At 72.2% G+C, this 26,363-nt stretch carries 16 protein-coding genes and 1 riboswitch; of the genes, 10 read left to right on the top strand and 6 right to left on the bottom strand.

Annotated elements, in window-relative coordinates; translation table 11 throughout:
* Positions 1 to 360 precede the first annotated feature (360 nt).
* On the bottom strand, positions 361 to 1,527 hold the full coding sequence (locus tag KUM44_RS27705) for a C40 family peptidase (RefSeq protein WP_217212168.1): 1,167 nt from the start codon (positions 1,525 to 1,527) through the stop codon (positions 361 to 363).
* Between the two features lie 8 nt (positions 1,528 to 1,535).
* A riboswitch (cyclic di-AMP (ydaO/yuaA leader) is annotated at positions 1,536 to 1,694 on the bottom strand.
* Positions 1,695 to 1,998: 304 nt separating this feature from the next.
* Here KUM44_RS27705 and pcrA point away from each other — a divergent pair.
* The gene (gene pcrA, locus KUM44_RS27710) at positions 1,999 to 4,482 is read left to right on the top strand and encodes a DNA helicase PcrA (RefSeq protein WP_217212170.1); all 2,484 of its coding nucleotides are present in this window, start codon (positions 1,999 to 2,001) and stop codon (positions 4,480 to 4,482) included.
* A 106-nt stretch (positions 4,483 to 4,588) separates the two neighbouring features.
* Here pcrA and KUM44_RS27715 read toward each other — a convergent pair whose 3' ends face one another.
* Positions 4,589 to 6,097: a M23 family metallopeptidase gene (locus tag KUM44_RS27715; protein WP_374202080.1), complete on the bottom strand. Its 1,509-nt coding sequence runs from the start codon at positions 6,095 to 6,097 to the stop codon at positions 4,589 to 4,591.
* 267 nt (positions 6,098 to 6,364) lie between these two features.
* Positions 6,365 to 7,225 (bottom strand): alpha/beta fold hydrolase, encoded by an 861-nt coding sequence (locus tag KUM44_RS27720; protein ID WP_217212174.1) that lies wholly within the window; start codon positions 7,223 to 7,225, stop codon positions 6,365 to 6,367.
* 643 nt (positions 7,226 to 7,868) lie between these two features.
* On the opposite strand from KUM44_RS27720, the gene KUM44_RS27725 reads away from it, so the two are divergent.
* Positions 7,869 to 8,291: a cobalamin B12-binding domain-containing protein gene (locus KUM44_RS27725; protein ID WP_217212260.1), complete on the top strand. Its 423-nt coding sequence runs from the start codon at positions 7,869 to 7,871 to the stop codon at positions 8,289 to 8,291.
* A 109-nt stretch (positions 8,292 to 8,400) separates the two neighbouring features.
* Here KUM44_RS27725 and KUM44_RS27730 read toward each other — a convergent pair whose 3' ends face one another.
* Positions 8,401 to 10,059 (bottom strand): DUF5691 domain-containing protein, encoded by a 1,659-nt coding sequence (locus KUM44_RS27730; protein WP_374202081.1) that lies wholly within the window; start codon positions 10,057 to 10,059, stop codon positions 8,401 to 8,403.
* A gap of 44 nt (positions 10,060 to 10,103) precedes the next feature.
* Positions 10,104 to 11,459, bottom strand: coding sequence for an SWIM zinc finger domain-containing protein (locus KUM44_RS27735; protein WP_217212176.1), 1,356 nt, complete (start codon positions 11,457 to 11,459; stop codon positions 10,104 to 10,106).
* Between the two features lie 157 nt (positions 11,460 to 11,616).
* Here KUM44_RS27735 and KUM44_RS27740 point away from each other — a divergent pair, with 157 nt between their 5' ends.
* The 7 genes from KUM44_RS27740 (at position 11,617) to sucD (ending at position 23,177) form a co-directional block, all read left to right on the top strand.
* Positions 11,617 to 12,747 carry an AAA family ATPase gene (locus KUM44_RS27740; RefSeq protein ID WP_217212178.1) on the top strand — a complete coding sequence of 377 codons (1,131 nt, stop codon included), beginning with the start codon at positions 11,617 to 11,619 and terminating at the stop codon, positions 12,745 to 12,747.
* A 197-nt stretch (positions 12,748 to 12,944) separates the two neighbouring features.
* Complete coding sequence (locus KUM44_RS27745; RefSeq protein WP_254390210.1) at positions 12,945 to 15,620, top strand: DUF5682 family protein; 2,676 nt, start codon at positions 12,945 to 12,947, stop codon at positions 15,618 to 15,620.
* Positions 15,621 to 15,768: 148 nt separating this feature from the next.
* Positions 15,769 to 16,932, top strand: coding sequence for a VWA domain-containing protein (locus KUM44_RS27750; protein ID WP_217212180.1), 1,164 nt, complete (start codon positions 15,769 to 15,771; stop codon positions 16,930 to 16,932).
* Positions 16,933 to 17,191: 259 nt separating this feature from the next.
* Positions 17,192 to 18,220 carry a hypothetical protein gene (locus KUM44_RS27755; RefSeq protein ID WP_217212182.1) on the top strand — a complete coding sequence of 343 codons (1,029 nt, stop codon included), beginning with the start codon at positions 17,192 to 17,194 and terminating at the stop codon, positions 18,218 to 18,220.
* 280 nt (positions 18,221 to 18,500) lie between these two features.
* On the top strand, positions 18,501 to 20,561 hold the full coding sequence (locus KUM44_RS27760) for a hypothetical protein (protein WP_217212183.1): 2,061 nt from the start codon (positions 18,501 to 18,503) through the stop codon (positions 20,559 to 20,561).
* 525 nt (positions 20,562 to 21,086) lie between these two features.
* Positions 21,087 to 22,265: an ADP-forming succinate--CoA ligase subunit beta gene (gene sucC / locus KUM44_RS27765; RefSeq protein WP_217212185.1), complete on the top strand. Its 1,179-nt coding sequence runs from the start codon at positions 21,087 to 21,089 to the stop codon at positions 22,263 to 22,265.
* A 27-nt stretch (positions 22,266 to 22,292) separates the two neighbouring features.
* On the top strand, positions 22,293 to 23,177 hold the full coding sequence (sucD, locus tag KUM44_RS27770) for a succinate--CoA ligase subunit alpha (protein ID WP_217212187.1): 885 nt from the start codon (positions 22,293 to 22,295) through the stop codon (positions 23,175 to 23,177).
* A gap of 261 nt (positions 23,178 to 23,438) precedes the next feature.
* Here sucD and KUM44_RS27775 read toward each other — a convergent pair whose 3' ends face one another.
* Complete coding sequence (locus KUM44_RS27775; protein ID WP_374202082.1) at positions 23,439 to 24,302, bottom strand: sigma factor-like helix-turn-helix DNA-binding protein; 864 nt, start codon at positions 24,300 to 24,302, stop codon at positions 23,439 to 23,441.
* 148 nt (positions 24,303 to 24,450) lie between these two features.
* On the opposite strand from KUM44_RS27775, the gene KUM44_RS27780 reads away from it, so the two are divergent.
* Positions 24,451 to 26,346, top strand: coding sequence for a DUF6350 family protein (locus KUM44_RS27780; protein ID WP_217212189.1), 1,896 nt, complete (start codon positions 24,451 to 24,453; stop codon positions 26,344 to 26,346).
* Positions 26,347 to 26,363: the final 17 nt, after the last annotated feature.

A 26,363-nucleotide genomic window follows, 5' to 3' on the forward strand; every position in this document is an offset into this window, starting at 1 on the left:
GTGGTGGCGGGCGCGGGCGCGGGCATGGGTTGATGCTAGGAGGGGGGTAGGGGCTGGGGGGTGGGGCACGCCGGGTGCCTCCGGCGGTTGGGCCGGGATGCCTGCGGCGGCCTGCTGGTGTTCGGTGGGGTTCGCGTAGCGCCTTGCGGTGCGTTGGGGGTCGGGGCCGCGCCGGGGGGGTGTCCGTCCTCGGTCGGGCGGCTCGGTGAGTTCGAGATGTGCTCTGGGTGTCCGCCCGCCGCTGCGGGCGGACACCCCCCGACACGGCCCCTTCGTGCCGTGCGCGGGTGCGGCGCCGCGGGACTGTCCGTCCTCGGTCGGGCCGATGTGTCCCCTTGCCGCCGTGCGCGGGGGTGGGTGTCAGGCCGGGCGCACCACGCTGTGGATCGATGACTCTCCGTCGTAGTAGATCGACTCCTCGCGGACGTACGCGCCGGGCTTGGGGGCGTGGATCATCATGCCGTTGCCGATGTAGATGCCCACGTGGGTGACGTCGTCGTAGAAGAAGACCAGGTCGCCGGGCTGGGCGCTGGAGAGGGGGACCGTGGTGCCGGCGTTGACCTGGTCGTAGGTGACACGGGGGATGTCGACGCCGGCGGCCTTCCAGGCGCCCTGGGTGAGGCCGGAGCAGTCGTAGGAATCGGGGCCGGTGGCGCCCCAGACGTACGGCTTGCCTATCTGGGAGCGGGCGAAGGCCAGGGCCTTCTCGGCCTTGGTGGCGTACGAGGAGTCGGAGGAGGACGAGTCCGAGGAGGATGAGCTGGACGGGGGCTCGTTGCTCTCCTGCTGCTGTGCCTCTTCTTGGCGCTGACGCTCGGCCTCAGCCTGCTGCCGGGCCAGCTCCGCGGCTTTGCGGGCGGCCTCCTCCTGCTTGCGCTTCTCGATCGCGGCGAGGCGGGCCTTCTCCTCCGCCGTCAGCTTCGAGAGGAGTTCACGGGCGTCGGCGAGCTTCGTCTGGACGGTGGTCTTGGCGGTCTGAAGGTCGTTCTGCGACTCGGTGAGCGTTTCGAGGCTCTGGGTGGCCTCCTGGCGCTTCTTCATCGTCGCGGACTGCTGGGTGAAGTAGTCGTCGACGGCTTCCTTCTGACGGCCTGTCATGCGGTCCATCAGCTGGGACTGGTCGAAGTAGTCCTGCGGGGTGTCCGCGAGGAGGAAGGTCGCCGTGTCGGGGGCGGCCGCTCCTGTGCGGTACTGGGCGGCGGCGTTGCGGCCGAGTTCCTCGCGGGCGTCGTTGAGGGTCTGGGTGCGCTTGGCGACGTCGTCGAGGAGGGTGTCGACGCGCTTGCGCTGCTTCGCGGTCTTCTCCTTGACCGCGTTGTACTTCTCGGTCGCCGACTCCGCCTGGCGGTAGAGGTCGTCGACCTTCTTCTCGACCTCTTCGAGGCTCGGCTTGTCGTCCGTGGACGGGTTCGCGTTGGCCGTCTGGGACAGCAGGGCCACGGAGGTGAGGGCCGCCGTGGCGAGGGCGGGGGTCCGTATGCCTGCGACGCGCGTGCCTGCGGGACGCGACTTGCGGTGCGACGCCAAGGGAGGCGACTCCTTCCGTGCTCCGCCTACCGAGTTAGCTGTCGGGTTCGGGCGGGTGGTTCGGAAGGGTTGCCCTACGGCTCGGAAGTCCGGCCGATTCACCCCAAGTTCGGTGGGTCCCCGGCTCCGGGCCCCGTGGGGCGTACCGGACTCGGCGGAGGCCGCGCGGCCCGGCGACGTTCGCCGGTGGGGGTCGTACGGCCTGCCCGGCACGGTAGCCAACTCGTGTGGCCCCTGTGAAGGTTGATGTTCGATATGCCCGATACATTTTCGTGACCTTGGGGTGGTGTATTGCGGGCGGGGGTCGCTTTGGGGGTCTTTGGGGTGGGGTGCGGGGGTTGGCGCGTTGGTTGCGGAGTGTGATTGTCGGGTGCTGGAGGGTGAGGGATGGTGGGGTGTCGGGGATTGGATCGGGCGAGGTTCTCGGGGTGGCGGCGGGCTGTCAGTGGGGCGCCCTAGACTCGGAGAGCGATGAGCAGCCTCTTTGACGACAGCTTCCTGGCGGACCTCCAGGCCCCACGGGCCCACGAGGAGCACCCGCCGCCGCCCGAGGACGATCACGCTCCGGAACCGGTTCCGGACGATCTGTTCGGCGGGAAGTTCGACGTGCCGCCGGACCGGGACGCCTACTACCGCGACGGCGCCCCGCGCCCGGCCCTCGACGCCGCCGCGCTGCTGGAGGGGTTGAACGAGAACCAGCGTGCGGCCGTCGTCCACTCCGGCAGCCCGCTGCTCATCGTGGCCGGTGCCGGGTCCGGCAAGACGCGGGTGCTCACCCATCGCATCGCCCATCTGCTGGCCGAGCGGAATGTGCATCCGGGGCAGATCCTCGCGATCACCTTCACCAACAAGGCCGCGGGCGAGATGAAGGAGCGCGTCGAGCAGCTCGTGGGGCCGCGGGCGAACGCGATGTGGGTGATGACCTTCCACAGCTCGTGCGTCCGCATTTTGCGGAGGGAGAGCAAGAAGCTCGGCTTCACGTCGTCGTTCTCGATCTATGACGCCGCCGACAGCAAGCGGCTGATGGCGCTGGTGTGCCGGGATCTGGATCTCGATCCCAAGCGTTTTCCGCCCAAGTCCTTCAGCGCCAAGATCAGCAACCTGAAGAACGAGCTGATCGACGAGGAGGACTTCGCCGCCCAGGCGACGGACGGCTTCGAGAAGACGCTGGCCCAGGCGTATGCCCTGTACCAGTCGCGGTTGCGGGAGGCCAACGCCCTCGACTTCGACGACCTGATCATGACCACGGTCAATCTGCTGCGCGCCTTCCCGGACGTCGCCGAGCACTACCGCCGGCGTTTTCGCCATGTGCTGGTGGACGAGTACCAGGACACCAACCACGCGCAGTACGCGCTGGTGCGTGAGCTCGTCGGGACCAGCGAGCACCCCGTGGACGTGCCGCCCAGCGAGTACGACCTCCCGCCCGCCGAGCTGTGTGTGGTGGGTGACGCCGACCAGTCGATCTACGCCTTCCGGGGCGCCACCATCCGCAACATCCTCCAGTTCGAGGAGGACTACCCGGACGCGACGACGATCCTGCTCGAGCAGAACTACCGGTCGACGCAGACGATCCTGACCGCCGCGAACGCCGTCATCGAGCGCAATGAGTCCCGCCGCCCCAAGAACCTGTGGACCAATGCGGGCGCCGGCGCCCGTATCACTGGTTATGTCGCGGACACCGAGCACGACGAGGCGCAGTTCGTCGCCGACGAGATAGACCGACTGACGGACGCGGGGGATGCCAAGGCCGGCGACGTCGCCGTCTTCTACCGGACGAACGCCCAGTCCCGTGTCTTCGAAGAAGTCTTCATCCGCGTCGGGCTGCCCTACAAGGTCGTCGGCGGGGTGCGGTTCTACGAGCGCAAGGAGGTCCGCGATGTGCTGGCCTACCTGCGGGTGCTGGCCAACCCCGAGGACTCCGTGCCGCTGCGGCGGATTCTGAACGTGCCCAAGCGAGGCATCGGCGACCGTGCCGAGGCGATGATCGACGCCCTCTCGCAGCGGGAGAGGATCAGCTTTCCGCAGGCGCTGCGGCGGGTGGACGAGGCCTACGGCATGGCCGCGCGGTCGACCAACGCCGTCAAGCGGTTCAACACGCTGATGGAGGAGCTCCGTACGGTCGTGGAGTCCGGGGCCGGACCGGCCACCATCCTGGAGGCGGTCCTTGAAAGGACCGGCTATCTCGCCGAGTTGCAGGCTTCCACGGATCCTCAGGACGAGACCCGCATCGAGAACCTTCAGGAACTCGCGGCCGTCGCCCTGGAGTTCGAGCAGGAGTCGGGTGAGGGCGAAGCCTCCGGCGGTCTCGCGGAGTTCCTGGAGCGGGTCGCGCTCGTCGCCGACTCCGACCAGATCCCCGACGAGGACGAGGACGGCTCCGGCGTCATCACCCTGATGACCCTCCACACCGCCAAGGGCCTGGAGTTCCCGGTCGTCTTCCTCACCGGCATGGAGGACGGCGTCTTCCCGCACATGCGTGCCCTCGGCCAGACCAAGGAACTGGAGGAGGAGCGGCGGCTCGCCTACGTCGGCATCACCCGTGCGCGTGAGCGGCTGTATCTCACGCGGTCGGCGATGCGCAGCGCCTGGGGCCAGCCGTCGTACAACCCGCCGTCCCGGTTCCTGGAGGAGATCCCCGCCCAGCACGTGGACTGGAAGCGGACGGGGGCGACCTCGCCGGTGTCCTCCGGGCCCGCGTCCGGGGTGGCCGCCTCGCTGTCCTCGTCCCGCTCGCGCTCCTCCGCCTCGGGCGCGTCCGGTTTCGCCACGCGCCGTACGTCGGAGAAGCCCGTCGTCCAGCTGGCCGTCGGGGACCGGGTCACGCACGACCAGTTCGGGCTCGGCACCGTGATGGCCGTGAAGGGCACGGGCGCGAACGCCGAGGCGACGATCGACTTCGGGGACACCAAGCCGAAGCGGTTGCTGTTGCGGTACGCGCCGGTGGAGAAGTTGTAGGACCGGCGAGCGTGCGCCCCCGCTGACGGGCGGGGGCGTGCGGCGTGCGAGGGAGTCGGCTTGTGATCGGTCCGGCGGTCGGCGACGCCTGCTGACGATCGTTCGGTTACGTCGGGTCCAGACCGTGGCTGCGCAGCCATGCCAGCGGGTCTATGGCCGAGCCGCCGCCCGGGCGTACCTCGAAGTGCAGGTGCGGGCCGGTCGAGTTGCCGGAGTTGCCGGAGTACGCGATCGGGTCGCCGGCCTTGACCGTCGTACCGGAGGCGACGCGGTAGCTGGAGAGGTGGCAGTACCACGTCTCCGTGCCGTCCTTCGCGGTCACGATCATCATGTTGCCGTAGGCGCTGTTCCACTGCGTCCGCACGGTGCCGTCGGTCGCGGCCATCACCGTCGTGCCGTACGAGACGGGGAAGTCGATGCCGGTGTGCACGGACATCCAGTTGATGCCGGACTGGCCGAAGTAGGCGCTGAGGCCGTGGTTCGCGACCGGGATCGCGAACTTCGGGCGCAGCCGCTCCTTGCGGGCCGCTTCCTCGGCGGCCCTGCGCTTCTCGGCCGCCTGCTGCGCCTTGAGGTCGATGCGCTCCTGCGTACGGCTGGCGCGGTCGGCGAAGTCGTCGGCGCCGGCGGAGAGGCTCTCGAGCTGGGTGTCCAGCTTGTTGTTCGCGGCGGACGGCTTCACGGCCTCGCTGTCCGAGGCGAGCGTGGACGCGTCCTTGTCGTCGGTCAGAGTGCCGACGGAGGCGGCGGCGATCCCGGCGACGCCCATCACACACGCGGAGGGCACGGCAACCGTCAGCAGCGCGGAGCGCTTGGGGGGCGTACGACGGCGGGAGCGCGAGCCGCTGCGGGACGCCGCGCGCGGGGAGGGGGCCGGAGCGGCCTCCTCCTGGTCGTCGAGGAGCGGGGCCGCGGCGGGGAGTTCGCCGGTGGCGGTCGACTCGGCGTCGGGCTGGGCCGGATCGTCGTACGCCGTGGGGTCGACATGTCCCGTGGGGTCGACGTGCTCGATCTGCTCGAAGTGCGCGGTCTCCTGCTGGTCGAAGGATTCTGCTGGCTGTTGGTACTCGCCCGTCGCCTGTGTGGTGGCGCCGTCGGAGTTCCACTGCGTGGCGTCGTACGCCCCGGTGTCGAAGGTCTGCGTGCCCCATTCCCACTGCTGGGTCTGGTCGGCCGGCAAGCCGGACTGGTCGGGCTGGACCCAGGCGGTCGCATCCCACTGACCGGAGGTGTCGTGGCCGTTGGCCTGCTGCGGGACGAAGGGCAGTCGCTCGTGCTCGGCCGTCCATGCGGTGGTGTCGTACGCGCCGGTGTCGTAGGCGGCGTGGTGCTGGGCCGCATAGGCGTCGTAGTTCACGGTGTGGTGGTTGCCCGTGGACCACTGCGTGGCGTCGTACCCGCCCGTGGTCTCACCGGGGAGGCTGCCGAACAGGGGGTCCGCGTCGAAGGTGGTGGTGGCCTGGCCGGCGCCGAATCCGGTGGCGTCGTAGGTGCCGTACGCGGTGGAGTCACCGTACTGGGCTTCCTGGGCGCCATAGGACGCGTAGTGCGCCGAGGCGGCGTCGGAAGCCGTGGCCGGGGAGGTCATGGTCCCCGACGGGTGACGATCGTTCACCAACTTCTCTCTCGCCTCGACAACAGGGGCTGCCAGAGCAGTGCGGCGACTGTACCCGGCGGTACGCGGGCACGACAATCTTCGGCAGGTTTCGCGCGCGCAGGAAACGGGCATTCGGCCGTGTTTTGGCGGACTGCGGGCGCGAGTTTGGCCTTGCGTTCGAAGGTTGTTCGATGTCGGTCGGGTGTTCCGGGGCTGTGTGTCGGGTGTGGGCCGAGGGGGAGTCGCGGGTGGGTCGGGGCTGGGCCGAGGGCGAGTCGCGGGTGATTACGCCACGGTCAGGCCGTCGGCCTGCGGGGTGGCTTCGGTCCCTGGCCGTGCGGTGTCGAGCGCCTGTCGTATCCCGGCCGCCACGGCGGGGTGCACCGGGAGGGCGAGATGGCCGATGCCGCTCACGCGGACGTTCTGCGCCAGCAGGTCCGGGTGGTCGATGCAGGCCGTCTCCAGCGGGTCCATCAGATGGTCGAGGTCGCTCCAGAAGCTCACGAAGTGGGTACGGCAGCCGGGCGCGGGCCGGGACAGTTCCTCCAGGACCGGTGAGCCGGGGCGCATCTGACGCACGATCGGGTGCGCGTTCGCCAGTGGGACCACGCGGGTGCCGGAGTGCGGTGTGCCGAGCGTGACCAGCGTGCGGACCCTGAGGTCGCCGCCGAGGCACTGCACGTAGTAGCGCGCTATCAGCCCGCCGAGGCTGTGTCCGACGACGTCCACCTGGCTGCTGCCGGTGCGCTCGCATATCCCCTCTATGTGCCGGCCGAGCAGTTCGGCGGCGGCGCGGATGTCACAGGTCAGCGGGGAGTAGTTGAGCGACTCGATCTGGTGCCTGCCGTGCTGGGCGAGGCTGCGGCGCAGCAGGACGAAGACCGAGCGGTTGTCGATGAAGCCGTGCAGCAGGACTACGGGCGGTCGGGTCCGGGTCGGCAGCGGGGCGGTGTCCCGAGCGGGAAGCGTGGGGGGCGTACGGCGCTCCTGGGCGATGCCGGACGGATACAGCAGTACGTGACCGGCGAGGATCGCGATCTCCAGGGCCGTCGCCTTCAGCAGGGCGAGGGAGAGGCCGGTGAGTCTGCTCGGGAGCAGGCGTCGGCAGAGCGGAAGAAAGGGGAGTGCTGCCCCGGTGACCTTCATGGCCGACCTCCTTGTGGCACGCGGGAGGACGGCTTTGGCCCCCGTGTGCCCTCGTGGAAGTCGCGGCGGAGGTGGCCGGCGGAGCATGAGGAAGGCGCATGGGGTGAGCGAGGCGCGTGCTGTGCGTCGGCCGGGTCGGCGATGGCGCGCCGATGGCCTGACGGGGCTCCCTGCCGGTGTGGCGACGAGGCTCCCCGCTTGTCGTGCCTTACCTGCCCTACGTGCCCTTCGTGCCACCGTCGATGCCGCATCGCCACGGCGCGCGGTCGGCGGCGCGGTGGTGCGACGACCTCGTTGCGGCTCCCTTTGCGCGTGGTCCCGCTGCGACGCGTGCACCGCAGACTTCTGCGGCCCGTGTGCCGCAGTGATGGGAACGGTGCGCGGCGAACGTGTCCCACCGTGTGATTTCCCCCTCGGTCTGCACCGCGAAACTGCCGGTTGCGGGATGCTGGCGATAACGTTCGTTCACTTCCTTGGGCGATGTGGCCCGGGGCGTCCGTGCCGTGAGGGCGCGTCCGGAGCGATGGGCGACGGAGGAGTGCGATGGCGCACCATGTATGACGTGTGCGGCGAGTGCGGCATAACTCAGATATGAGCGGTGCCTGTCGGTACGGATGGATGTAGTCGCTTCATGGAGGCAGTGATGGGTGTGGCAGCCGGTCCGATCCGCGTGGTGGTGGCCAAGCCTGGGCTCGACGGCCACGATCGGGGGGCCAAGGTGATCGCGCGGGCGCTGCGCGACGCCGGTATGGAGGTCATCTACACCGGGCTTCACCAGACGCCCGAGCAGATCGTCGACACCGCGATCCAGGAGGACGCCGACGCGATCGGTCTGTCCATTCTGTCCGGCGCCCACAACACCCTGTTCGCCGCCGTGATCGACCTCCTCAAGGAACGCGAGGCGGAGGACATCCTGGTCTTCGGTGGCGGAATCATCCCGGAGGCGGACATCGCGCCGCTGAAGGAGAGGGGCGTCGCCGAGATCTTCACGCCGGGTGCGACGACTCAGGCGATCGTGGACTGGGTACGGGCGAACGTGCATCAGCCGGCTGCCTCCGGCGGCTGAGCGGATTGCCTGCGGCGGCTTGGCCGACCTTTGGTGCGGGTGGGTGGGGGTGGCGGTCCCTGGGAGCTGCCGCCCCCAGACCCCCGCTTCGGCCCGAAGGGCCTCGTCCTCAAACTCCCCCAGAGGGGGTGCCCCCAGACGGGCTGGGTGGTTCCAGCTCCTCGATCATGGCCGCCCGCAGGCGTAATGTCGTGACCAGTCGCTGGAACGCCTCCGCCCAGTACCCCCCAGCTCCTGGCGACGCGTCCTCCGGCTCGTCCGGTATGGCGAGCAGGCCGTCGAGGCGGCTCGCCTCGGCCGGGTCGAGGCAGCGCTCGGCCAGGCCCATCACTCCACTGAAGCTCCATGGATAACTCCCCGCGTCCCGCGCGATGTTGAGTGCGTCGACCACCGCTCGCCCGAGCGGCCCGCTCCACGGCACCGTGCACACTCCGAGCAGCTGAAACGCCTCGGACAGGCCGTGTGTCGCGATGAACCCGGCGACCCACTGGGCCCGTTCGGCGGAGCCCAGCGTGCCGAGGAGCTTCGCGCGCTCGGCCAGGGACACCGCCCCCGGACCGCCGGCTTCCGGGGCGGACGGCGACCCGAGCAGTGCCCTCGCCCACTCGCCGTCCCGCTGCCGTACCGCCGCCCGGCACCACGCCGCGTGCAGCTCGCCCTGCCAGTCGTCCGTCACCGGCAACGCCACGATCTCGCCAGGCGTACGGCCTCCGAGCCGACCCGGCCAGGTGCCCAGCGGCGCCGCCTCCACCAACTGACCGAACCACCAGGACCGTTCACCACGGCCCGCCGGAGCCTTGGCCACGACTCCGTCGCGCTCCATGCCCGCGTCGCACTCGTGCGGCGCCTCCACGCTGATCGTCGGCGTGTCCCGGGTGTGGTCCAGTGCCACGCAGGCCCCGGCCCGCACCGCCATCCGCGCGGCGAGCGCCGAGGCCGGCAGCGCCGACAACAGCTCCGCGGCCGTCGCCCGGACGTTACGGCTCCGGTCGGCCAGCGCCTGCTCCAGGAACGGCTCGTCCTGCGGGCCAAGACCGGACCGCAGCGAGTCGAGGAACATCAACCGGTCCTCGGCCCGCTCCGTCGGCCACGTCGTGGTCAGCAGCTCGCGCGCGGCGGCGGGCTCACGGGCGCGGAGCGCCGAGAGCAGGCCGACCCGCTCGGCGAACAGCCCTTCCTGCCACAGCTGTTGGACCTCGGCCGGGTCGTCGAGGTGCGGCAGCGCCGCGCCTCCGCCCGGAGTCGCACGCAGGGCGAACCGCCAGTCAGGGTTCAGCCGGGCGAGCCACACCGCCCGCGGGCCGGCGAAGGTCAGCGCCGAGGGCCGCAGATCCGTACGGCCCCGCGCCGCGTCCAGCAGCGCGGGCAGCGTCTCCGGGGGTGGCGCGAAACCGCGGTCGTTCGCCGTCGCGAGCCACTGGGGCAGCAGCTCCATGAGGTCCGGTGCCGTGCCTCTGCGTCCGCCGCCCGCGCCGGGACGGTCGGCCAGCAGCATCGCCAGCCTGCGCGCCGCCGCCGGCGGCAGCACCGGGCGGGGGTCCTCGGGTGTCGGATGGGGCCGCTGCGCCGCCCGGGCCGGCTTCAGCCCGGCCCGCCGCCGTACGGTCTCCACGGCCGCCGTGTCCAGCAGCGTCACCGGCGCCTCCCGGCCCGGCACGCAGCCCGGGGGTGTACGCCGGTCCGTTCCGAGGAGGGCCGCCGTGACGAGTGCCTCCCAGGCGTCCGGTGCCGACGAGTCCACAGGAACGGAACTGTTCATGAGGCTCATGCCTGTCTGCCTTCCACTCGGCCTTGGTGTCTGCGAGGCGCCGGTCAGCACAGCCGTACCGCCTCTCCCTCGCCCTCCGGCCAGGCCGTCAGCGGGGTGAAGCCGCGGTGGCCGCACTCGCCGAACACCTTGACCGGTCTGCCGCCCGACAGTGAGACCAGCCGCCACAGGCCCGGGCGGGCCCGGGCGGCCGGGGCCAGGGGCAGGGCCGTGTCCGCGTCGGCGTCCGCCAGCTGCCACGAGTCGCCGTCCGGGGCCGGTACGACCCGGTCCAGGGTGACCGGGACGGAGTCCAGCCACGGGTCGTCGCGGAGCGCCTCTCCGTAACGAGCGGCCGCCTCGGCCGTCGTCACCCCCGGCGGCCGTATCGACGCGGGCGCGGGCGGGGCGAACTGCTCGCCCAAGGACGCACGCAGCTGCCCGGCACCCGGGTACGCCGCCACGTCCGCGTCCAGGACCAGCCCGACCGGCAGCGCCGGCTCCGGCGCACGGCCGACGGCGCCGTAGGAGAGGAGCAGCGCGGTGCGGCCCGAGTCGGCGCCGTGGAGCCATGTCCGGCGCGTCGTCAGCTTCACGTCCGCCGTGTCGTACTGGGCGAGGACCAGCCAGCGGTCCCGGATCGGTGGGCCGTCCGCCGAGGCGGGCAGGCCGACGCGGGAGCGGACGGTGTCCGACAGGGCGTCGGGCAGCCCCTCGCGGCGCAGCCAGCCCTGGTCGAGGAGATGGAGCAGGGCGCACTCCTCCAGCAGGCGCACCGGCCAGCCGGGGCCGGACGCCGGGATCGCCCCCAGTTCCCGCACCCGCGCGGCCAGTCCGGGGGCCTGGGCGTCGACCATGCGGGCGGCCGTCTCCTCCCACATCCCGTACCCGGCCTGTTCCGCGCCGGCCAGGCCGCCGCGCAGCAGGTCCGCCAGGCGCTGCTCCAGTTCCGTCGCCCCCGCGGTGACCCGTACGGCGCGCCGCTCCGCACGGCGCCGCGCCGCCTCCGGATCAGCGGGCGCCGATGAGGAGCCGGACGCGCCCGCCGTCCGCTTCTCCTCCGCGTGCTGCCTCCTCCCCTTTATCCACTGCTCCGCCCAGTCCGGCGCCTGCGCCGGCGGCACCGCGCCTTCCCCGTCCGCCCAGAGCAGCAGCAGCCCGAGGGCGTGTTTGCACGGGAACTTCCGGCTCGGGCAACTGCACTTGTACGCGGGCCCGGCGGCGTCCGCGATGTCGATGACCGTCTGATACGGCTTGCTGCCACTGCCCTTGCACAGCCCCCACACCGTCCCCTCGTCGGAACTCCCCGCCTCGGACCACGGCCCTGCCGCGCCGAGTTTGCTTCCCGCTTTGCGTGACGCGGCGTCAGGAGCCAGTGCCAATACCTGGTCCGCGGTCCAGCGCACCCCCTGCTGAGTCATGCCACCGAAGGTAGATCCCACCACTGACAATCGGCCGGGGCCGATGGCTCGCGATCGGCCTCGCAGGCGTGTTTTCGCAGGTCGGAACGCATTGTCAGTGGCGTGGTGCAACGTTGGTGGCAGATCCGAACCGGCCGAGCTGGAGGGGGACTTTGCCATGACCGTGTCCGTTGAGCCGACGTCCGTCGAAGCGGGGGAGGCGGAATCGGCCCAGGCGTTGCGACCGCATGCCGAGGACGCCTTCGCCCATGAACTGGCCGCGCTGGCCGCACAGGACGACCGTCCGCGCCCGGCCCGCTGGAAGCTGTCGCCGTGGGCCGTGGCCACGTATTTGCAGGGCGGCACGCTGCCGGACGGCACGGTGATCACACCGAAGTACGTGGGCCCGCGCCGCCTGGTCGAGGTCGCCGTCACCACGCTCGCCACCGACCGCGCCCTGCTCCTGCTCGGTGTGCCCGGCACCGCGAAGACCTGGGTCTCCGAGCATCTGGCCGCGGCGGTCAGCGGCGACTCGACGCTGCTGGTCCAGGGCACGGCGGGCACACCGGAGGAGGCGATCCGGTACGGCTGGAACTACGCGCAGCTGCTCGCGCACGGGCCGAGCCGGGACGCCCTCGTGCCCAGCCCCGTCATGCGGGCCATGGCGGAGGGGATGACGGCGCGGGTCGAGGAGCTGACCCGGATTCCGGCCGATGTGCAGGACACGCTGATCACGATCCTGTCGGAGAAGACGCTGCCGATACCGGAGCTGGGGCAGGAGGTGCAGGCGGTCCGCGGCTTCAACCTCATCGCCACGGCCAACGACCGCGACCGTGGGGTCAACGATCTCTCCAGCGCCCTGCGCCGCCGCTTCAACACGGTCGTGCTGCCCCTGCCGGAGAGCGTCGAGGCCGAGGTGGACATCGTCTCCCGCCGCGTCGACCAGATCGGTCGCTCGCTCGACCTGCCGGCCGCGCCCGACGGCATCGACGAGATCCGTCGCGTCGTGACCGTCTTCCGCGAGCTGCGCGACGGCGTCACCGCCGACGGCCGCACCAAGCTGAAGTCGCCGAGCGGCACGCTGTCGACGGCGGAGGCGATCTCCGTGGTCACGGGCGGCCTCGCGCTGGCCGCCCACTTCGGCGATGGAGTACTGCGACCCGGCGATGTCGCCGCGGGCATCCTCGGCGCCGTCGTCCGCGATCCGGCGGCCGACCGGACCGTCTGGCAGGAGTACCTGGAGGCGGTCGTGCGCGAGCGGGACGGCTGGACGGACTTCTACCGGGCGTGCCGGGAGGTGAGCGTGTGAACGACGACGACCTCGGATGGGGGCGCCCGAGCGGCGGTTCGACGAAGGGCGGGTCCGTGGCGGGGAGGGGCGCGTTCGGCGCGTCGTCCGGTGGCTGCGCAGGAGGGTGCACAGGAGGGTGCACAGGAGGGGTGCGCCGTGATGAGGGGTGACGTGGTGCGCCGGCCGCAGAGGGGAGCGCTTCGGTGTGCTGGGCGATGTGCGGGGCGGGGGCGGTGGCGCCGCCGGACGGTCGGGGATCGAGGGGGGACGGTGTGACCGGCGTGGACAGTTTCGGGAGCGAAGGCCGGGGCGCCGGGCCGCTGCTGCTCGGCGTGCGGCATCACGGGCCGGGGTCGGCACGGGCCGTTCGGACGGCGTTGGAAGCGGCCCGGCCGCGCACCGTGCTGATCGAAGGGCCACCGGAGGCCGACGCCCTGATCGCGCTCGCCGCCGACGAGGCCATGCGGCCGCCGGTCGCCCTCCTCGCCCACGCCGTGGACGAGCCCGGCCGCTCGGCCTTCTGGCCGCTGGCCGAGTTCTCCCCGGAGTGGGTCGCGATCCGCTGGGCCCTGGAGCACGAGGTCCCGGCCCGCTTCATCGACCTGCCGGCCACGCACACGCTGGCGTGGGGGGAGGACGCGGAGCGGGTGCCAGCCGGCAAGGACGGCGAGGCGGGTCCGGCCGACGGGAACGGCCCCGACGCCGGCCCGGCCCCCGGCCTTGACGCGACCGCCGACGTCCGGGTCGACCCACTCGCCGTTCTCGCCGAGGTCGCTGGATACGAGGATCCCGAGCGGTGGTGGGAGGACGTCGTCGAGCACCGGGGGACGCGGGACGGGGACGCGTTCGCGCCGTTTCTCGGGCTCGAGGAGGCCATGGGGGCGTTGCGGGAGGCGTACGGCAGCGGGGGGCATGAGCGGGATCTCGTGCGGGAGGCGCACATGCGGCTCCAAGTGCGGGCCGCCCAGCGGGAGTTCGGGGACGAGGTGGCCGTCGTGTGCGGGGCGTGGCATGTGCCCGCGCTGCGGCAGAAGACCACCGTGGCCGCCGACAAGGCACTGCTGAAGGGGCTGCCCAAGGTCAAGGCCGACATGACCTGGGTGCCGTGGACCCACCGTCGGCTGGCCCGGGCCAGCGGGTACGGGGCGGGGATCGACTCACCGGGGTGGTACGGGCACCTCTTCAGCGCGCCGGACCGGCCCGTCGAGCGGTGGATGACCAAGGTGGCAGGGCTGCTGCGGGACGAGGACCGCATCGTGTCCTCGGCACATGTCATCGAGGCGGTGCGGCTCGCGGAGACGCTCGCGGCGATGCGCGGGCGTCCGTTGCCGGGGCTCGGTGAGACCACCGACGCGGTGCGGGCGGTGATGTGTGACGGCTCGGACGTGCCGTTGGCGCTGGTGCGGGACCGGCTGGTCGTGGGGGACGTGCTGGGGGAGGTGCCGCGGTCGGCGCCGGCGGTGCCGTTGCAGCGGGACCTCGACCGGATCCAGCGTCGGCTGCGGCTCAAACCGGAGGCGCTGGAGCGGGAGTTGGAGCTCGACCTGCGCAAGGAGAACGACACCGAGCGCAGCAGGCTGCTGCACCGGCTGCGGCTGCTCGGCGTGGGGTGGGGTGAGCCGGTCGCCTCGCGGGGCAGTACCGGGACGTTCCGGGAGACGTGGCGTTTGCGGTGGGAGCCCGAGTTGTCGGTGCGGGTCGCCGAGGCCGGGGTGTGGGGAACGACCGTGTTCGCCGCGGCGACGGCCAAGGCGGAGGCGGACGCCGTCGCCGCGCAGGCCCTCGCCGACATCACCGCTCTCGCCGAGCGCTGTCTGCTGGCCGAACTGCCGGACGCGCTGCCCACCGTGATGCAGGTCCTCGCCGACCGGGCCGCCCTCGACGCCGATGTCGGCCATCTGGCCCAGGCCCTTCCGGCGCTGGTCCGTTCCCTGAGATACGGCGATGTGCGCGGCACGGACACCGCGGCGCTCACGGAGGTCGCCGCGGGGCTCGCCGAGCGCGTCTTCGTGGGCCTGCCCCCGGCGTGCGCCGCGCTGGACGCGGACGCCGCCGAGGAGATGCGCGGTCATGTCGACGCGGTGCACGGAGCGGTGGGGTTGCTGGGTGATGCGGTGGCCTCGGGGCGGGGGGCACCGGGTGAGGCGTCCGCGTCGGGGCGGGGCGCCGAGAGTTCCGCTTCAGGGCAGGGCGCCCAAAGCCCGGCCGTCGTCGCCGGGCACGGCGGCCTTCGGGCGCGGTGGCACACGGTGCTTCGGGTGCTGTCCGTGCGGGACACCGTGCCCGGCGTCATCAGAGGGCGGGCCGTACGGCTGCTGCTGGACGACGGGGAGTTGGGGCAGGAGGAAGCGGCTCGGTTGATGGGGCTGGCTCTCTCGCCGGGGACGCCGCCCGGGGATGCGGCCGCGTGGATCGAGGGGTTCGTCGGTGGCGGATCCGGCGGCGGGATGCTCCTCGTGCACGACGAGCGGCTGCTCGGGCTGGTCGACACGTGGCTGACGGGGGTGTCGGCGGAGGCGTTCACGGACGTGTTGCCGCTGCTGCGGCGGACGTTCTCGGCGTATGAGCCGGGGGTGCGGCGGACCTTGGGGGAGCTGGTTCGGCGTGGGCCGGGGGAGCGGGGGCGTGCGGCGGTCGGCGGCGGTTCCGGCATACCCGGTTTCGCGGCCGAGCTCGACATCGAGCGGGCGGATGCGGTGGTTCCGGTGGTGCGACTGCTGCTGGGCCTGGACCAGGTGGACATGGGCCAGGTGCACAGGGACCAGGTGCACAGGGACCAGGTGGACAGGGACCAGGTGGACATGGGCCAGGTGGACAGGGACCAGGTGGACAGGGGAGAGGACGCCGGGGGCGGCCTCGCGGACAACGGCCTTGTGGGGGCGACGGGATGACGGTTGGTGGAGTGAAGGAGTCGAGGGAGCCGGCCGGAGCGGTGGGCGCCGTGCGGCGGTCGCGCGGGTTCGTGGCGCAGGGGCGGCCGATGACGACGACCGTGCCGGTGATCCCGCTGTGGGAGCGGCCTCGTGAAGGAGCGTGCCGATGACGATCGAGGCGATGGAGCCGGCCCAGGAGCGGCTGCGGCGGTGGCGGATGGTGCTGGGCGGGGACAGCGCCGACGGCACCGGGTGCGCGCTCTCCGGGCGGGACGCGGCCATGGACGGGGCGCTCGCCGCTCTCTACGGCAAGGAGGACAAGGGGCAGTCGGGGAAGGACCGTTCGGCGGGGCTCGGGGCCTCGGCGCCGTCCGTGGCGCGGTGGCTCGGGGACATCCGGACGTACTTCCCGTCGTCCGTCGTCCAGGTCATGCAGCGGGACGCCATCGACCGGCTCGGGCTGTCCACGCTGCTGCTGGAGCCGGAGATGCTGGAGGCGGTGGAGGCGGACGTGCACCTCGTGGGCACGCTGCTCTCGCTCAACCGGGCGATGCCGGAGACCACGAAGGAGACGGCGCGGGCCGTGGTGCGCAAGGTCGTCGAGGATCTGGAGAAGCGGCTCGCCACCCGCACCCGGGCCACCCTCACCGGTGCGCTCGACCGCAGTGCCCGGGTCAACCGCCCACGCCACCACGACATCGACTGGAACCGCACGATCGCGGCCAACCTCAAGCACTACCTCCCGGAGTACCGGACGATCGTGCCGGAGCGGCTCATCGGGTACGGGCGGGCGTCGCAGTCCGTGAAGAAGGAGGTCGTCCTCTGCATCGACCAGTCGGGGTCGATGGCGGCGTCGGTGGTGTACGCGTCGGTGTTCGGGGCCGTGCTGGCGTCCATGCGGTCCATCCACACGAGGCTCGTTGTCTTCGACACCACCGTTGTCGACCTCACGGACCAGCTCGACGACCCGGTCGACGTCCTCTTCGGCACACAGCTCGGCGGGGGCACCGACATCAACCGGGCGCTCGCGTACTGCCAGTCGCAGATCACCCGCCCCGCGGAGACGGTCGTCGTGCTGATCAGCGACCTGTACGAGGGAGGCATACGCAACGAGATGCTCAAGCGGGTCGCCGCGATGAAGGCGTCGGGCGTGCAGTTCGTGGCGTTGTTGGCGCTGTCGGACGAGGGGGCGCCCGCATACGACCGGGACCATGCGGCCGCGCTCGCCGCGCTGGGCGCACCGGCCTTCGCATGTACGCCCGACCTGTTCCCGGAGGTGATGGCGGCGGCCATCGAGAAGCGGCCGATTCCGGTTCCGGACGCGGCGTGAGGAGGGGGATGGCGCGGAATTACCGGTGATTTGTCGACCCGGTGACTACCGACTTCGGCCAGCAAAACGGACATGCGTGCCCATCGGTAGCGGGGGGCTTGCGCGACCTCGGGAGGGGCGTGCGAGGATCGACGCCTCATCAGCGGCGCGCCGCGCGCCGCTCGTCCGTATCGCGTCCAGCTGACTCGTCGCTCGGTACGTGTACTTGTGCACTTCGTTCCACCACACGGAGGACTGCCCCGTCTTGACCTGGCCGGCCATGTCACCAGCTGCCGCTCTGCGCGTTCTGCGTATCGCGGCTGGGCGGCGTGCGCTGGAGCTGGTGCTGTTGCTGGGCGGTCTGTTCGCGATCGGGTTGCTCTGCGGAGGGCAGGCGTCTGCGGCGGACGGGGTGTCGGCGGTGCCGGCGAGCGGGGTGTCGGCGGTGTCGGCGAGCGGGGTGTCGGTGGGCACTTCGTCCACGTCGTCCGCCGATCTGCGGGCGTCGGCGGGAAGCGAGGCCGAGCGGGGCGAAAGGGCCGAGCGGGTCTTGAGCGTTCCGGCCAAGCCCGGCGTGCGCGACGAGTCGACGGTGGCTTCCAAGCCGGGGGCTCCCCAGTACGGCGAGGGCGAGAGCGAGGCTCAAGCCATCCGCCCCGCACCCGCTTTCCCCTCCGCACCCGCCTTCTCCTCCGCGCCAGTTCTCCCAGCCTCGCCCTCCCTCCCCTCCCTCACCCCCCTGCCCTCCCTGCCCTCCCTGCTCCCCCCGCCCTCGATGCCGGAGGCTCCCGAGTCGCCGGCGTGGCCGAGTTGGCCGGGGCTGGACTTGCCGGAGTTCCCGGGTCTCCCCGGCGCTGACATTCCGGCGCTTCCCGGTGTGCCTGCCGTGCCGGCGAAGACGCTGCCGGCGATCGGCGCCGGGGCTTCGCAGCCGGAGGCACAGGCGCCCGGGTCCGTGGACGGACGGGACGACGACGAGGGGCGTACCGGCGAGGAAGCGGCCGTGGCCTACGGGCCCAGGTTCGTGGCCCTCGCCGACGACACCGGGACCCATGTCCCGGCGGCCGACGGTGCGCGCAGTGTCGCGTCGGCCGGGTACATCCCTGTACAGCACGCGCCGGTCGATCACCCGGGTGGTGTGCTGGGCAACCGTTCGGCGGGCGACAACAGCACCTCGCGGCACGGGGACGCGCACGCCGTGTCGCTGAACCCGAGGGCGCCGTTGCGGCTGGCGCCCGGCGCCGCCGCCCGCGTCGAAGCGGACGAGATCCAGGACAGGCACCGGGACATTCCGGTTTCCCCCGCCTAGGCCCGCGGGCCTGCCCTCCCCGCCGTAGACCTGCCGCGCGGGGGCGGAAACAGGTCTGCCCGCCCGTCCGGACACTCCCCAGTTCCCGGATGTCCCCCGACATCCCCCGGACGGAAGCCTCCGGAGCCGTACCCGGTCCCGCTGGTCCCAGCTCCGCAGCTGCCCGGACCGCGACCGGAAACGGCGCCGAATGTCCCCAAACCGTCCGAAGTCCCGGAGTTCCTCGCCGTTGCGTAGCTCCGGGGCCTTCGGAGCCCAAGATCTAGGGATCCGACGCAGTATGAACAAGAACATCCGCCGTTCGATCGTCATAGCCGCCGGGGTCACCGGCGCATGGGCGCTCGGTTCGGCCGCCGCCGGCGCGGACGAGCTGTCCGCCTCCACCCTGTCCGTACCGGACACGACCACCGACTCGGCCGACGCCGCTGACAACGCCGATGCCTCCGGCCTGCTCGGCGGGGTCACCGGCACCGTCAACGGCGTCGTCTCCGGCGTGACCGACACCGTCTCGGGCGTCACCGACGGCGCCGTCGGCACGGCAACCGGCACCGCCGGTACGGCCTCGACCGTGTCCGCGGACGCCGTCGAGCAGTCCCGCCGCTACGTCGACGCCAAGGTCACGGTCCCGTCCGCCCAGGCCGCGACCTCCACCACGTCCACGACCTCCTCCACCGCGGCCAAGGCGAAGCGCGCCGCCCAGGTCATCCAGGGCGCCAAGGCCGCCCGCGCGGACAAGGCGGCGGCGCAGGCCGAGGCCGATGTCTCGGCACGCGGCTCCGCTGCCGCCTCCGCTGCCGTCACCGACCTCCGGAACGCGCCCCAGGACGCCCCGAACGTCCCCGGCACCGTCGACTACCTCTTCGGCCCGCTCGCCGCCTTCGCCCCTGAGCTGGAGCAGGCGCTCGCCGCGGCGCAGACGCGGCTGCTGGGCACGCAGGCGGCGGCCCGTTCGCAGGTGCGGGGCGTCGAGGGTGTCGTACGGACGAAGGCGCAGTACGCCGTCGCCGGCGCGGGCCGCACCGTCGCGGGCGTGCAGGGCGTCGGGCAGGCCACTGTCGCTCACATCGACGGCAGGACCCAGGGCGCGGTGGCGGCCGTCGCGTCCACCGCCACCGGCGAGGCCAACGCCGTCAGGACGGCCGCCGAGACCTCCGTCTCCGCGGTCCCGGGCCACGTCACCGGCACGGTCGGCGGCGTGGAGCAGCGCGTCGTCGGCACGGTCGGCGCGGTCCCCGGCACGGTCACCCCGGTCGTCGAGCAGACCGCCGACGCGGTCGTCCCGCCGATCGCCGGCCAGGCCGTGTACGGCGTCGTGCCCATCGCGGGGTACGCCGTCGGGGGCGTCGTTCCCACCGCCGACCACGCCGTCGCCGGGGTGGCCCCGGTCGCCGTGAGCGCGGTCGACGGTGTCCGGTCCGTGGCCACCGGCGCGGTGACCGGCGTGCGGCCGGTCGTCGGCCAGGCGGTGGACGGCGTCGTTCCGGTCGCCGGGGGCGCGGTGGACGGGGTCGCCCGGACCGCCGGGCACACGGTCGATGCCGCGACCGCCCTGGCGTACGGCGTCGTCGCCGACGTCCAGCCCGTGGCCGGCCAGGCCGTCGCGGGCGTCCAGCCTGTCGTCGGCGGGGTCGTCCAGGACGTACAGCCGGTGGCCCACGGCGCGGTCGGCGACGCCCAGCACCTCGCCCACGGCACCGCCGCCGACGTCCGGCCCGTCGCCCACGGCGCCGTCCACGACGTCCAGCCGGTCGTGCAGGGCGTCGCCACCGACGTACCCCCGTACGCCACCGGTCTGGCCGGTCACGTCACCGGAGACGTCACCGGTACCGTCCTGCCGCCCGTCGCCGACACCGCCGTGCACGGTGTCGTGCCGGTCGCCGGGCAGGCCGTCGCGGACGCCGGGGCGCTCGGCCACGGAGTGGTCGGCGACGTGCGGCCCTTCGCGTACGGCGTCGTCGGCGAGGTCGACCCCTTCGCGCACGGCGTGGCCGGACAGGCCGTCCCCTTCGCAGAGGGCGTCACCGGGACTGTGCAGCCCGTCGTCGAGACCGTCGTGGACGCCGTCCAGCCGGTCGTGCAGGGCGTCGGCGGCAGCGCCACGACGCTGGCGTACGGCTTGGCCGGCGAGGCGGACCCGTTCGCGTACGGGGTCGCCGGGCAGGTCGCGCCCTTCGCCGAGGGCCTGAACGGCACGGTCCAGGGCTCGGCCGGACCGCTGGCCGGCAACGCGGTCACCGGCGTGCAGCGGACGGTCCAGTCCGCCACGCCGGGTTACGCGCATGACCTCCAGCATGACCTCCAGCAGGACCTCTACGGAGACGGCGGCGCGTACCGCATCTGATGGGGTGACCGACCGACTCCGCGGGGCGGATGGACCCGGACGGCCGAAAACCGTCGGCCTGTCCGACCGGAACCCCGCGGACCGGCCGGGGTGGTCCCCATTGGGGTGGGGGTCATCCCGGCCAGAGCCCACAGGGGCGGCCCATTCGTGCCCCTTCGGGCTGTTCAAGGGACCTCACCGGGTCAACCCCAACCCGGTGAGGTCCTTCCCTGTATCCGGTGTGGTCCTTCCGCGTCGGTGTGGTCCTTCCGCGGTGTGTGCCCGGCAGGTTCCCGTTAGCTCACAGTCGGCACGCCGTGCCAGAGATCTTCGCTGCTCGCGGCATCATGTGACAGGTATCACCGCTCATGTGTGACCCTCGATTTAGGGGCCCTCCGCAACCAGCGATAACCTGCGAGACGGACATGCCGCGCGCTCGGACACCGTGTGCGCCTCCCTTGTGACAGACGGCGGACGTCACGTTGCCCTTCGCGGCACGCCCACGCATCCAACGAACCGCGAGATCACTGATAGGGACGGAAGCGCGTGGACCTGTTCGAGTACCAGGCGAGGGACCTCTTCGCCAAGCACGATGTACCGGTGCTGGCCGGTGAAGTCATCGACACGCCTGAGGCGGCCCGCGCAGCCACTGAGCGCCTCGGTGGCAAGTCCGTCGTCAAGGCACAGGTGAAGGTCGGAGGCCGTGGCAAGGCCGGTGGCGTGAAGCTCGCCGCCACCCCGGACGAGGCCGTCGCCCGCGCGACGGACATCCTCGGCATGGACATCAAGGGCCACACGGTCCACAAGGTGATGATCGCCGAGACGGCCCCGGAGATCCTGGAGGAGTACTACGTCTCCTTCCTCCTCGACCGTGCCAACCGCACCTTCCTCTCCATCGCCTCCGTCGAGGGCGGCATGGAGATCGAGGAGGTGGCGGCCACCCGTCCGGAGGCCGTCGCCAAGATCGCGATCGACGCCATCGACGGCGTGGACGAGGCCAAGGCCCGCGAGATCGTCGAGGCCGCCAAGTTCCCGGCCGAGGTCGCGGACAAGGTCGTGAACGTCCTCATCACGCTGTGGGACACCTTCATCAAGTCGGACGCCCTCCTCGTCGAGGTCAACCCGCTCGCGAAGGTCGCCTCCGGTGACGTCCTCGCCCTGGACGGCAAGGTGTCGCTCGACGACAACGCCGAGTTCCGTCACGACTGGGACGAGCTGCACGACAAGGCCGCGGCCAACCCGCTCGAGGCCGCCGCTAAGGAGAAGAACCTCAACTACGTCAAGCTCGACGGCGAGGTCGGCATCATCGGCAACGGTGCCGGTCTGGTCATGTCGACGCTGGACGTCGTCGCGTACGCCGGTGAGAACCACGGCAACGTCAAGCCGGCCAACTTCCTGGACATCGGCGGTGGCGCCTCCGCCCAGGTCATGGCCAACGGTCTGGAGATCATCCTCGGCGACCCGGACGTCAAGTCCGTCTTCGTCAACGTCTTCGGTGGCATCACCGCCTGTGACGAGGTCGCCAACGGCATCGTCCAGGCCCTGAAGCTGCTGGAGGACCGCGGCGAGGAGGTCACCAAGCCGCTCGTCGTCCGTCTCGACGGCAACAACGCCGAGCTCGGCCGGCAGATCCTCACCGACGCCAACCACCCGCTGGTCCAGCGCGTCGACACCATGGACGGCGCGGCCGACAAGGCCGCCGAGCTGGCCCACGCCGCCAAGTAAGCACTCAGGACGAGGACAGAACACACCATGGCTATCTGGCTCAACAAGGACAGCAAGGTCATCGTCCAGGGCATGACCGGCGCCACCGGCATGAAGCACACCAAGCTCATGCTCGGTGACGGCACCGAGGTCGTGGGCGGCGTGAACCCGCGCAAGGCGGGCACCTCCGTGGACTTCGACGGCACCGAGGTACCGGTCTTCGGCACCGTCAAGGAGGCCATCGAGAAGACCGGCGCCAACGTCTCCGTCATCTTCGTGCCGGAGAAGTTCACCAAGGACGCCGTCGTCGAGGCCATCGACGCCGAGATCCCCCTGGCCGTCGTGATCACCGAGGGCATCGCCGTGCACGACTCGGCGGCGTTCTGGGCGTACGCGGGCAAGAAGGGCAACAAGACCCGCATCATCGGCCCGAACTGCCCCGGCATCATCACGCCGGGCCAGTCGAACGTCGGCATCATCCCGGGCGACATCACCAAGCCGGGCCGTATCGGTCTGGTCTCGAAGTCGGGCACGCTGACGTACCAGATGATGTACGAGCTGCGCGACATCGGCTTCTCGACCGCCGTCGGCATCGGTGGCGACCCGATCATCGGCACCACGCACATCGACGCGCTCGCCGCGTTCGAGGCCGACGCCGACACCGACCTGATCGTGATGATCGGCGAGATCGGTGGCGACGCCGAGGAGCGGGCCGCGGACTTCATCGCGAAGAACGTGACCAAGCCGGTCGTCGGCTACGTCGCGGGCTTCACCGCCCCCGAGGGCAAGACCATGGGCCACGCCGGTGCCATCGTCTCCGGTTCCTCCGGCACCGCCCAGGCGAAGAAGGAGGCCCTGGAGGCCGCGGGCGTCAAGGTCGGCAAGACCCCGACCGAGACGGCCAAGCTCGCCCGCGAGATCCTGGGCGGCTGAAGCTTCACGGCACTCAGCTGATGTCGGTGGGCCCGTTCCCTGCGTGGGGGCGGGCCCACCGGCGTTCACGCTCGCCGCGCTGACGGGGTGCCGCCTGCGCCCACCCGTGCCGCCCCAGCGGCGCGACTGCCCCGCAGGCCAGGCGGACTGCAACGCCCCAGGGGCGCGGGGCTGTATTGATGTGCGGCTCCGCCGCGTGGGCGCGACCAGCCACGACGGGCCCGCAGCCGGAGGACGGCCGCAGCGGCAACGGCGAGTTGCTCAGCTTCCGGCAGGAAACAGGCGCTCCGGGCCGTTCTGCATCTCCTCGCGCAGCTTCGCCCTCAGCTTCAGCTCCTTCTCCGACAGGGGCCCCGGCGCCACCCTGGGCGGCACCCCCCGCACCGTCGCCCCCGGTGGCACAGGGGGCTCGTACTGGGTCGGAGCCGTCCGCAGGGTGAGCGCCGTCGTGCCGATGAGGGCCACCGTGAACGCGATGGCGGCACGCGTCCAGAAACGGGCCCGGCGTTCGCTGCCGTCGCGCACCGTCGCCGGCTTGGGCGCGCGCAGCCGCTCCGTGGAGGCCAGTTCGGCCAGGCGCTCGTGGAGTTCGGCGGGGTCGGACAGGCCCGGAAGGCGGTCGGCGACCGAGGCGCGGGCGTGCAGGAGACGGTTCGCGGCCGCCGGTGTGGTCGCCTCGGTCTCCGCCGCCGTCTCGGGCAGGTCGAGGCCCACCCCGTCGTACAGGAGCAGCGTGCGGCGCTGGGGCGGCGGGAGTTTGAGCAGTACGTCCAGCAGGGCACGGTCGGACGCGTCGGACGGCGGGGGTTCGGGGTGCCGGTAGCGGGGACGGAACCGGTGCCAGGGGGAGAGCGCGAAGTCGTACGCCGTCGCCCGCACCCAGCCCGCCGGATCCCGGTCGCGCGCCACCTCGGGCCAACGCTGCCAGGCGACCTGGAAGGCCCGCTCGACCGATTCGCGGGCGAGTTCACGGCGCCCGGTGAGCAGGTACGTCTGCCGTACGAGGGCGGGTGCGCAGAAGGCGTAGAGCGCGTCGAAGGCCTGGGCGGGGGTGAGGGGGTGTTCCGGGCGGGGTTCCGGGGTCGGGGGCAGATGTTGGTCCTCGGACCGCTGACGCGCCGTCACCTCAGGTTCCCCTGCGGCTTCCCGAGCCCTGATCCTGCGTCAATTGCGTCACCGTACGCCCCTTCGGTTGAAAAGGTACATAAACATATATTGAGCGACACATCGGAGGTTCGCCTGTTACGACGGGAAAGCGCGTGTCGTTGGGAGCATGGCGCTCGTGATCGAGATGACCGCTCGTCGAACGCCCCTGTCGTCCCTGCTCACTCGCATCCGCTACCGAATGCCCGGACTGGGCGCCAGCCTGCTGAACGGCGCCGTGGCCGCCGGGTTGGGGCTCGGCGTGCTCGCCGTACTGGTGATCGCGCTGTGGATCAGCTCGCCCTACCCGGACAGCGGGCCGGGCGGCGCGCTCCAGGTCGCCGCCGTGCTGTGGCTCCTGGCGCACGGCGCCGAACTGGTCCGCGCCGATACCCTCTCCGGCGTCCCCGCCCCGGTCGGCGTCACACCACTGCTGCTGCTGATGCTGCCGGTGTGGCTGGTGCACCGGGCGGCCCGAGACGCGGCGGCGGACGGCGGCGACGGGGCGCCGTTGGTGTCGGGGCGTACGGCGTGGACGGGTGTCGTGCTCGGCTACCTCGGCGTCGGGGCGGCGGCCGCGGCCTACGCCACCGGGGGTGAGCTGCGGCCTGCGTGGTTCTGGACCGCGCTGTGCGTGCCCCTGGTCACGATGGCGGCGGCGGGCGTGGGGGTGTGGACGGCGTGTGAGCGCCGGCCGGAGGCCGCCGACGGTGTGCTCGGCGTGATGCCGACGCAAGTACGGCGGCTGGTGCCCGGCGCGGAGGCGCCCGCCCGTCTCGGCGCGGCGGCCCGGGCGGCCGGGGCCGGGGCGGCGGCGCTCGTCGGCGGCGGGGCGGTGCTGGTGTGCGGCTCCCTGGTGTGGCACGGCGGGGCGGCACGGGCGTCGTTCCTGGAGCTGACGGCGGGCTGGTCGGGGCGGTTCGCGGTACTGCTGCTGTGCGCGGCCCTCGTGCCGAACGCGGCGGTGTGGGCGGCCTCGTACGCCCTCGGACCCGGGTTCGTGCTCGGCGCGGGGCATGTCGTGGGTCCGCTGTCCTCGGCGCCCGCGCCGCTGCTGCCGCCGCTGCCGTTGCTGGAGGCGGTGCCGGGGGCGGGGGCGGGCTGGCCGTTGCAGTGGGCTGTGGGAGCGGTGCCGGTGGCGGCGGGTGCGGTGGTGGGGTCGTTCGCGGCGGGGTGGGGCGGCGGGTACGAGGAGCGGCGGACTTCCACGACGGCGGGGTCCCGGGCCGGGCGTGCGCCCGCCGTGGCCTGGGCGCCGGGGCGGACCGCCGGGGTCGCGCTGCTGGCGGCCGTGTTCTGCGCGGCCGTGGTCGCGGTGCTGGCCGCGCTGTCGGGCGGACCGCTGGGGCGCGGGGTGCTGGCGCAGTTCGGGCCGGTGTGGTGGCAGGTGGGGGCGGCGACGCTGGCGTGGGTCGCGGTGGTGGCGGTTCCCGTGGCGGTGGTGGTGCGCGGGTGGCGGTGCCGGACGGGTTGGGCGCCGGGGACGACTCGAGTGAGCGAGACGGGGACGGGGGCGCGGGAGGCTCTCATCGGTAAGCCCCGCGTCGAGGAGGCGAAATCGGAGAAGTCGCAGAAGCCCAGGAAGCCGGCGAACGGCAAAGGTGCGTCGACGGACTCGGAGACGCACCACTCCGCCTACGGCGAGGAAGGGCCCTTCACGGCGTTGGCACAGGACCAGGCCGGCCCGCAGGGCAAGGACCAGGAGGCCGGGTCCGCGGCGGCGTACGACGAGGACGGGCCGTACGAGGCGGGTGCCCAGGAGGTCCCGTACGGGGCGTACGACCACGACACGACCTTCGAACCGGACGGCTTCCCGCCCGCCGAGCCCTCACCCGGGCGTTCACCCGTGCCCTCACCGGATCCGTCACCGGAGTCACCGCCCTCGCCCTGGCACGACGAGGACGCACGCGCGGCGCGCTGGGCGGCGATGAAGGAGGCATCGGATCCACAGGAACCGCCGGAGCCCGGGGAGGCCGCCGAGGTACCTGACACCCCGGAGACTCCTGAGGCACCGGCCTCGCAATGACCCAGGTCGGCGGACAG

Origin of the sequence: Streptomyces sp. AC550_RSS872 (genome assembly GCF_019049285.1) — a bacterium.
In the GTDB taxonomy this organism is placed as follows: domain Bacteria; phylum Actinomycetota; class Actinomycetes; order Streptomycetales; family Streptomycetaceae; genus Streptomyces.

What these genes read in the sequence shown, in the direction of transcription:
- pcrA (WP_217212170.1), top strand. Translation starts at nt 1,999, where the DNA reads ATGAGCAGCCTCTTTGACGACAGCTTCCTGGCGGACCTCCAGGCCCCA.
- KUM44_RS27720 (WP_217212174.1), bottom strand. Translation starts at nt 7,225, where the DNA reads ATGAAGGTCACCGGGGCAGCACTCCCCTTTCTTCCGCTCTGCCGACGC.
- KUM44_RS27725 (WP_217212260.1), top strand. Translation starts at nt 7,869, where the DNA reads ATGGGTGTGGCAGCCGGTCCGATCCGCGTGGTGGTGGCCAAGCCTGGG.
- KUM44_RS27730 (WP_374202081.1), bottom strand. Translation starts at nt 10,059, where the DNA reads ATGAGCCTCATGAACAGTTCCGTTCCTGTGGACTCGTCGGCACCGGAC.
- KUM44_RS27735 (WP_217212176.1), bottom strand. Translation starts at nt 11,459, where the DNA reads ATGACTCAGCAGGGGGTGCGCTGGACCGCGGACCAGGTATTGGCACTG.
- KUM44_RS27740 (WP_217212178.1), top strand. Translation starts at nt 11,617, where the DNA reads ATGACCGTGTCCGTTGAGCCGACGTCCGTCGAAGCGGGGGAGGCGGAA.
- KUM44_RS27745 (WP_254390210.1), top strand. Translation starts at nt 12,945, where the DNA reads ATGTGCGGGGCGGGGGCGGTGGCGCCGCCGGACGGTCGGGGATCGAGG.
- KUM44_RS27750 (WP_217212180.1), top strand. Translation starts at nt 15,769, where the DNA reads ATGACGATCGAGGCGATGGAGCCGGCCCAGGAGCGGCTGCGGCGGTGG.
- KUM44_RS27755 (WP_217212182.1), top strand. Translation starts at nt 17,192, where the DNA reads ATGTCACCAGCTGCCGCTCTGCGCGTTCTGCGTATCGCGGCTGGGCGG.
- KUM44_RS27760 (WP_217212183.1), top strand. Translation starts at nt 18,501, where the DNA reads ATGAACAAGAACATCCGCCGTTCGATCGTCATAGCCGCCGGGGTCACC.
- sucD (WP_217212187.1), top strand. Translation starts at nt 22,293, where the DNA reads ATGGCTATCTGGCTCAACAAGGACAGCAAGGTCATCGTCCAGGGCATG.
- KUM44_RS27780 (WP_217212189.1), top strand. Translation starts at nt 24,451, where the DNA reads ATGGCGCTCGTGATCGAGATGACCGCTCGTCGAACGCCCCTGTCGTCC.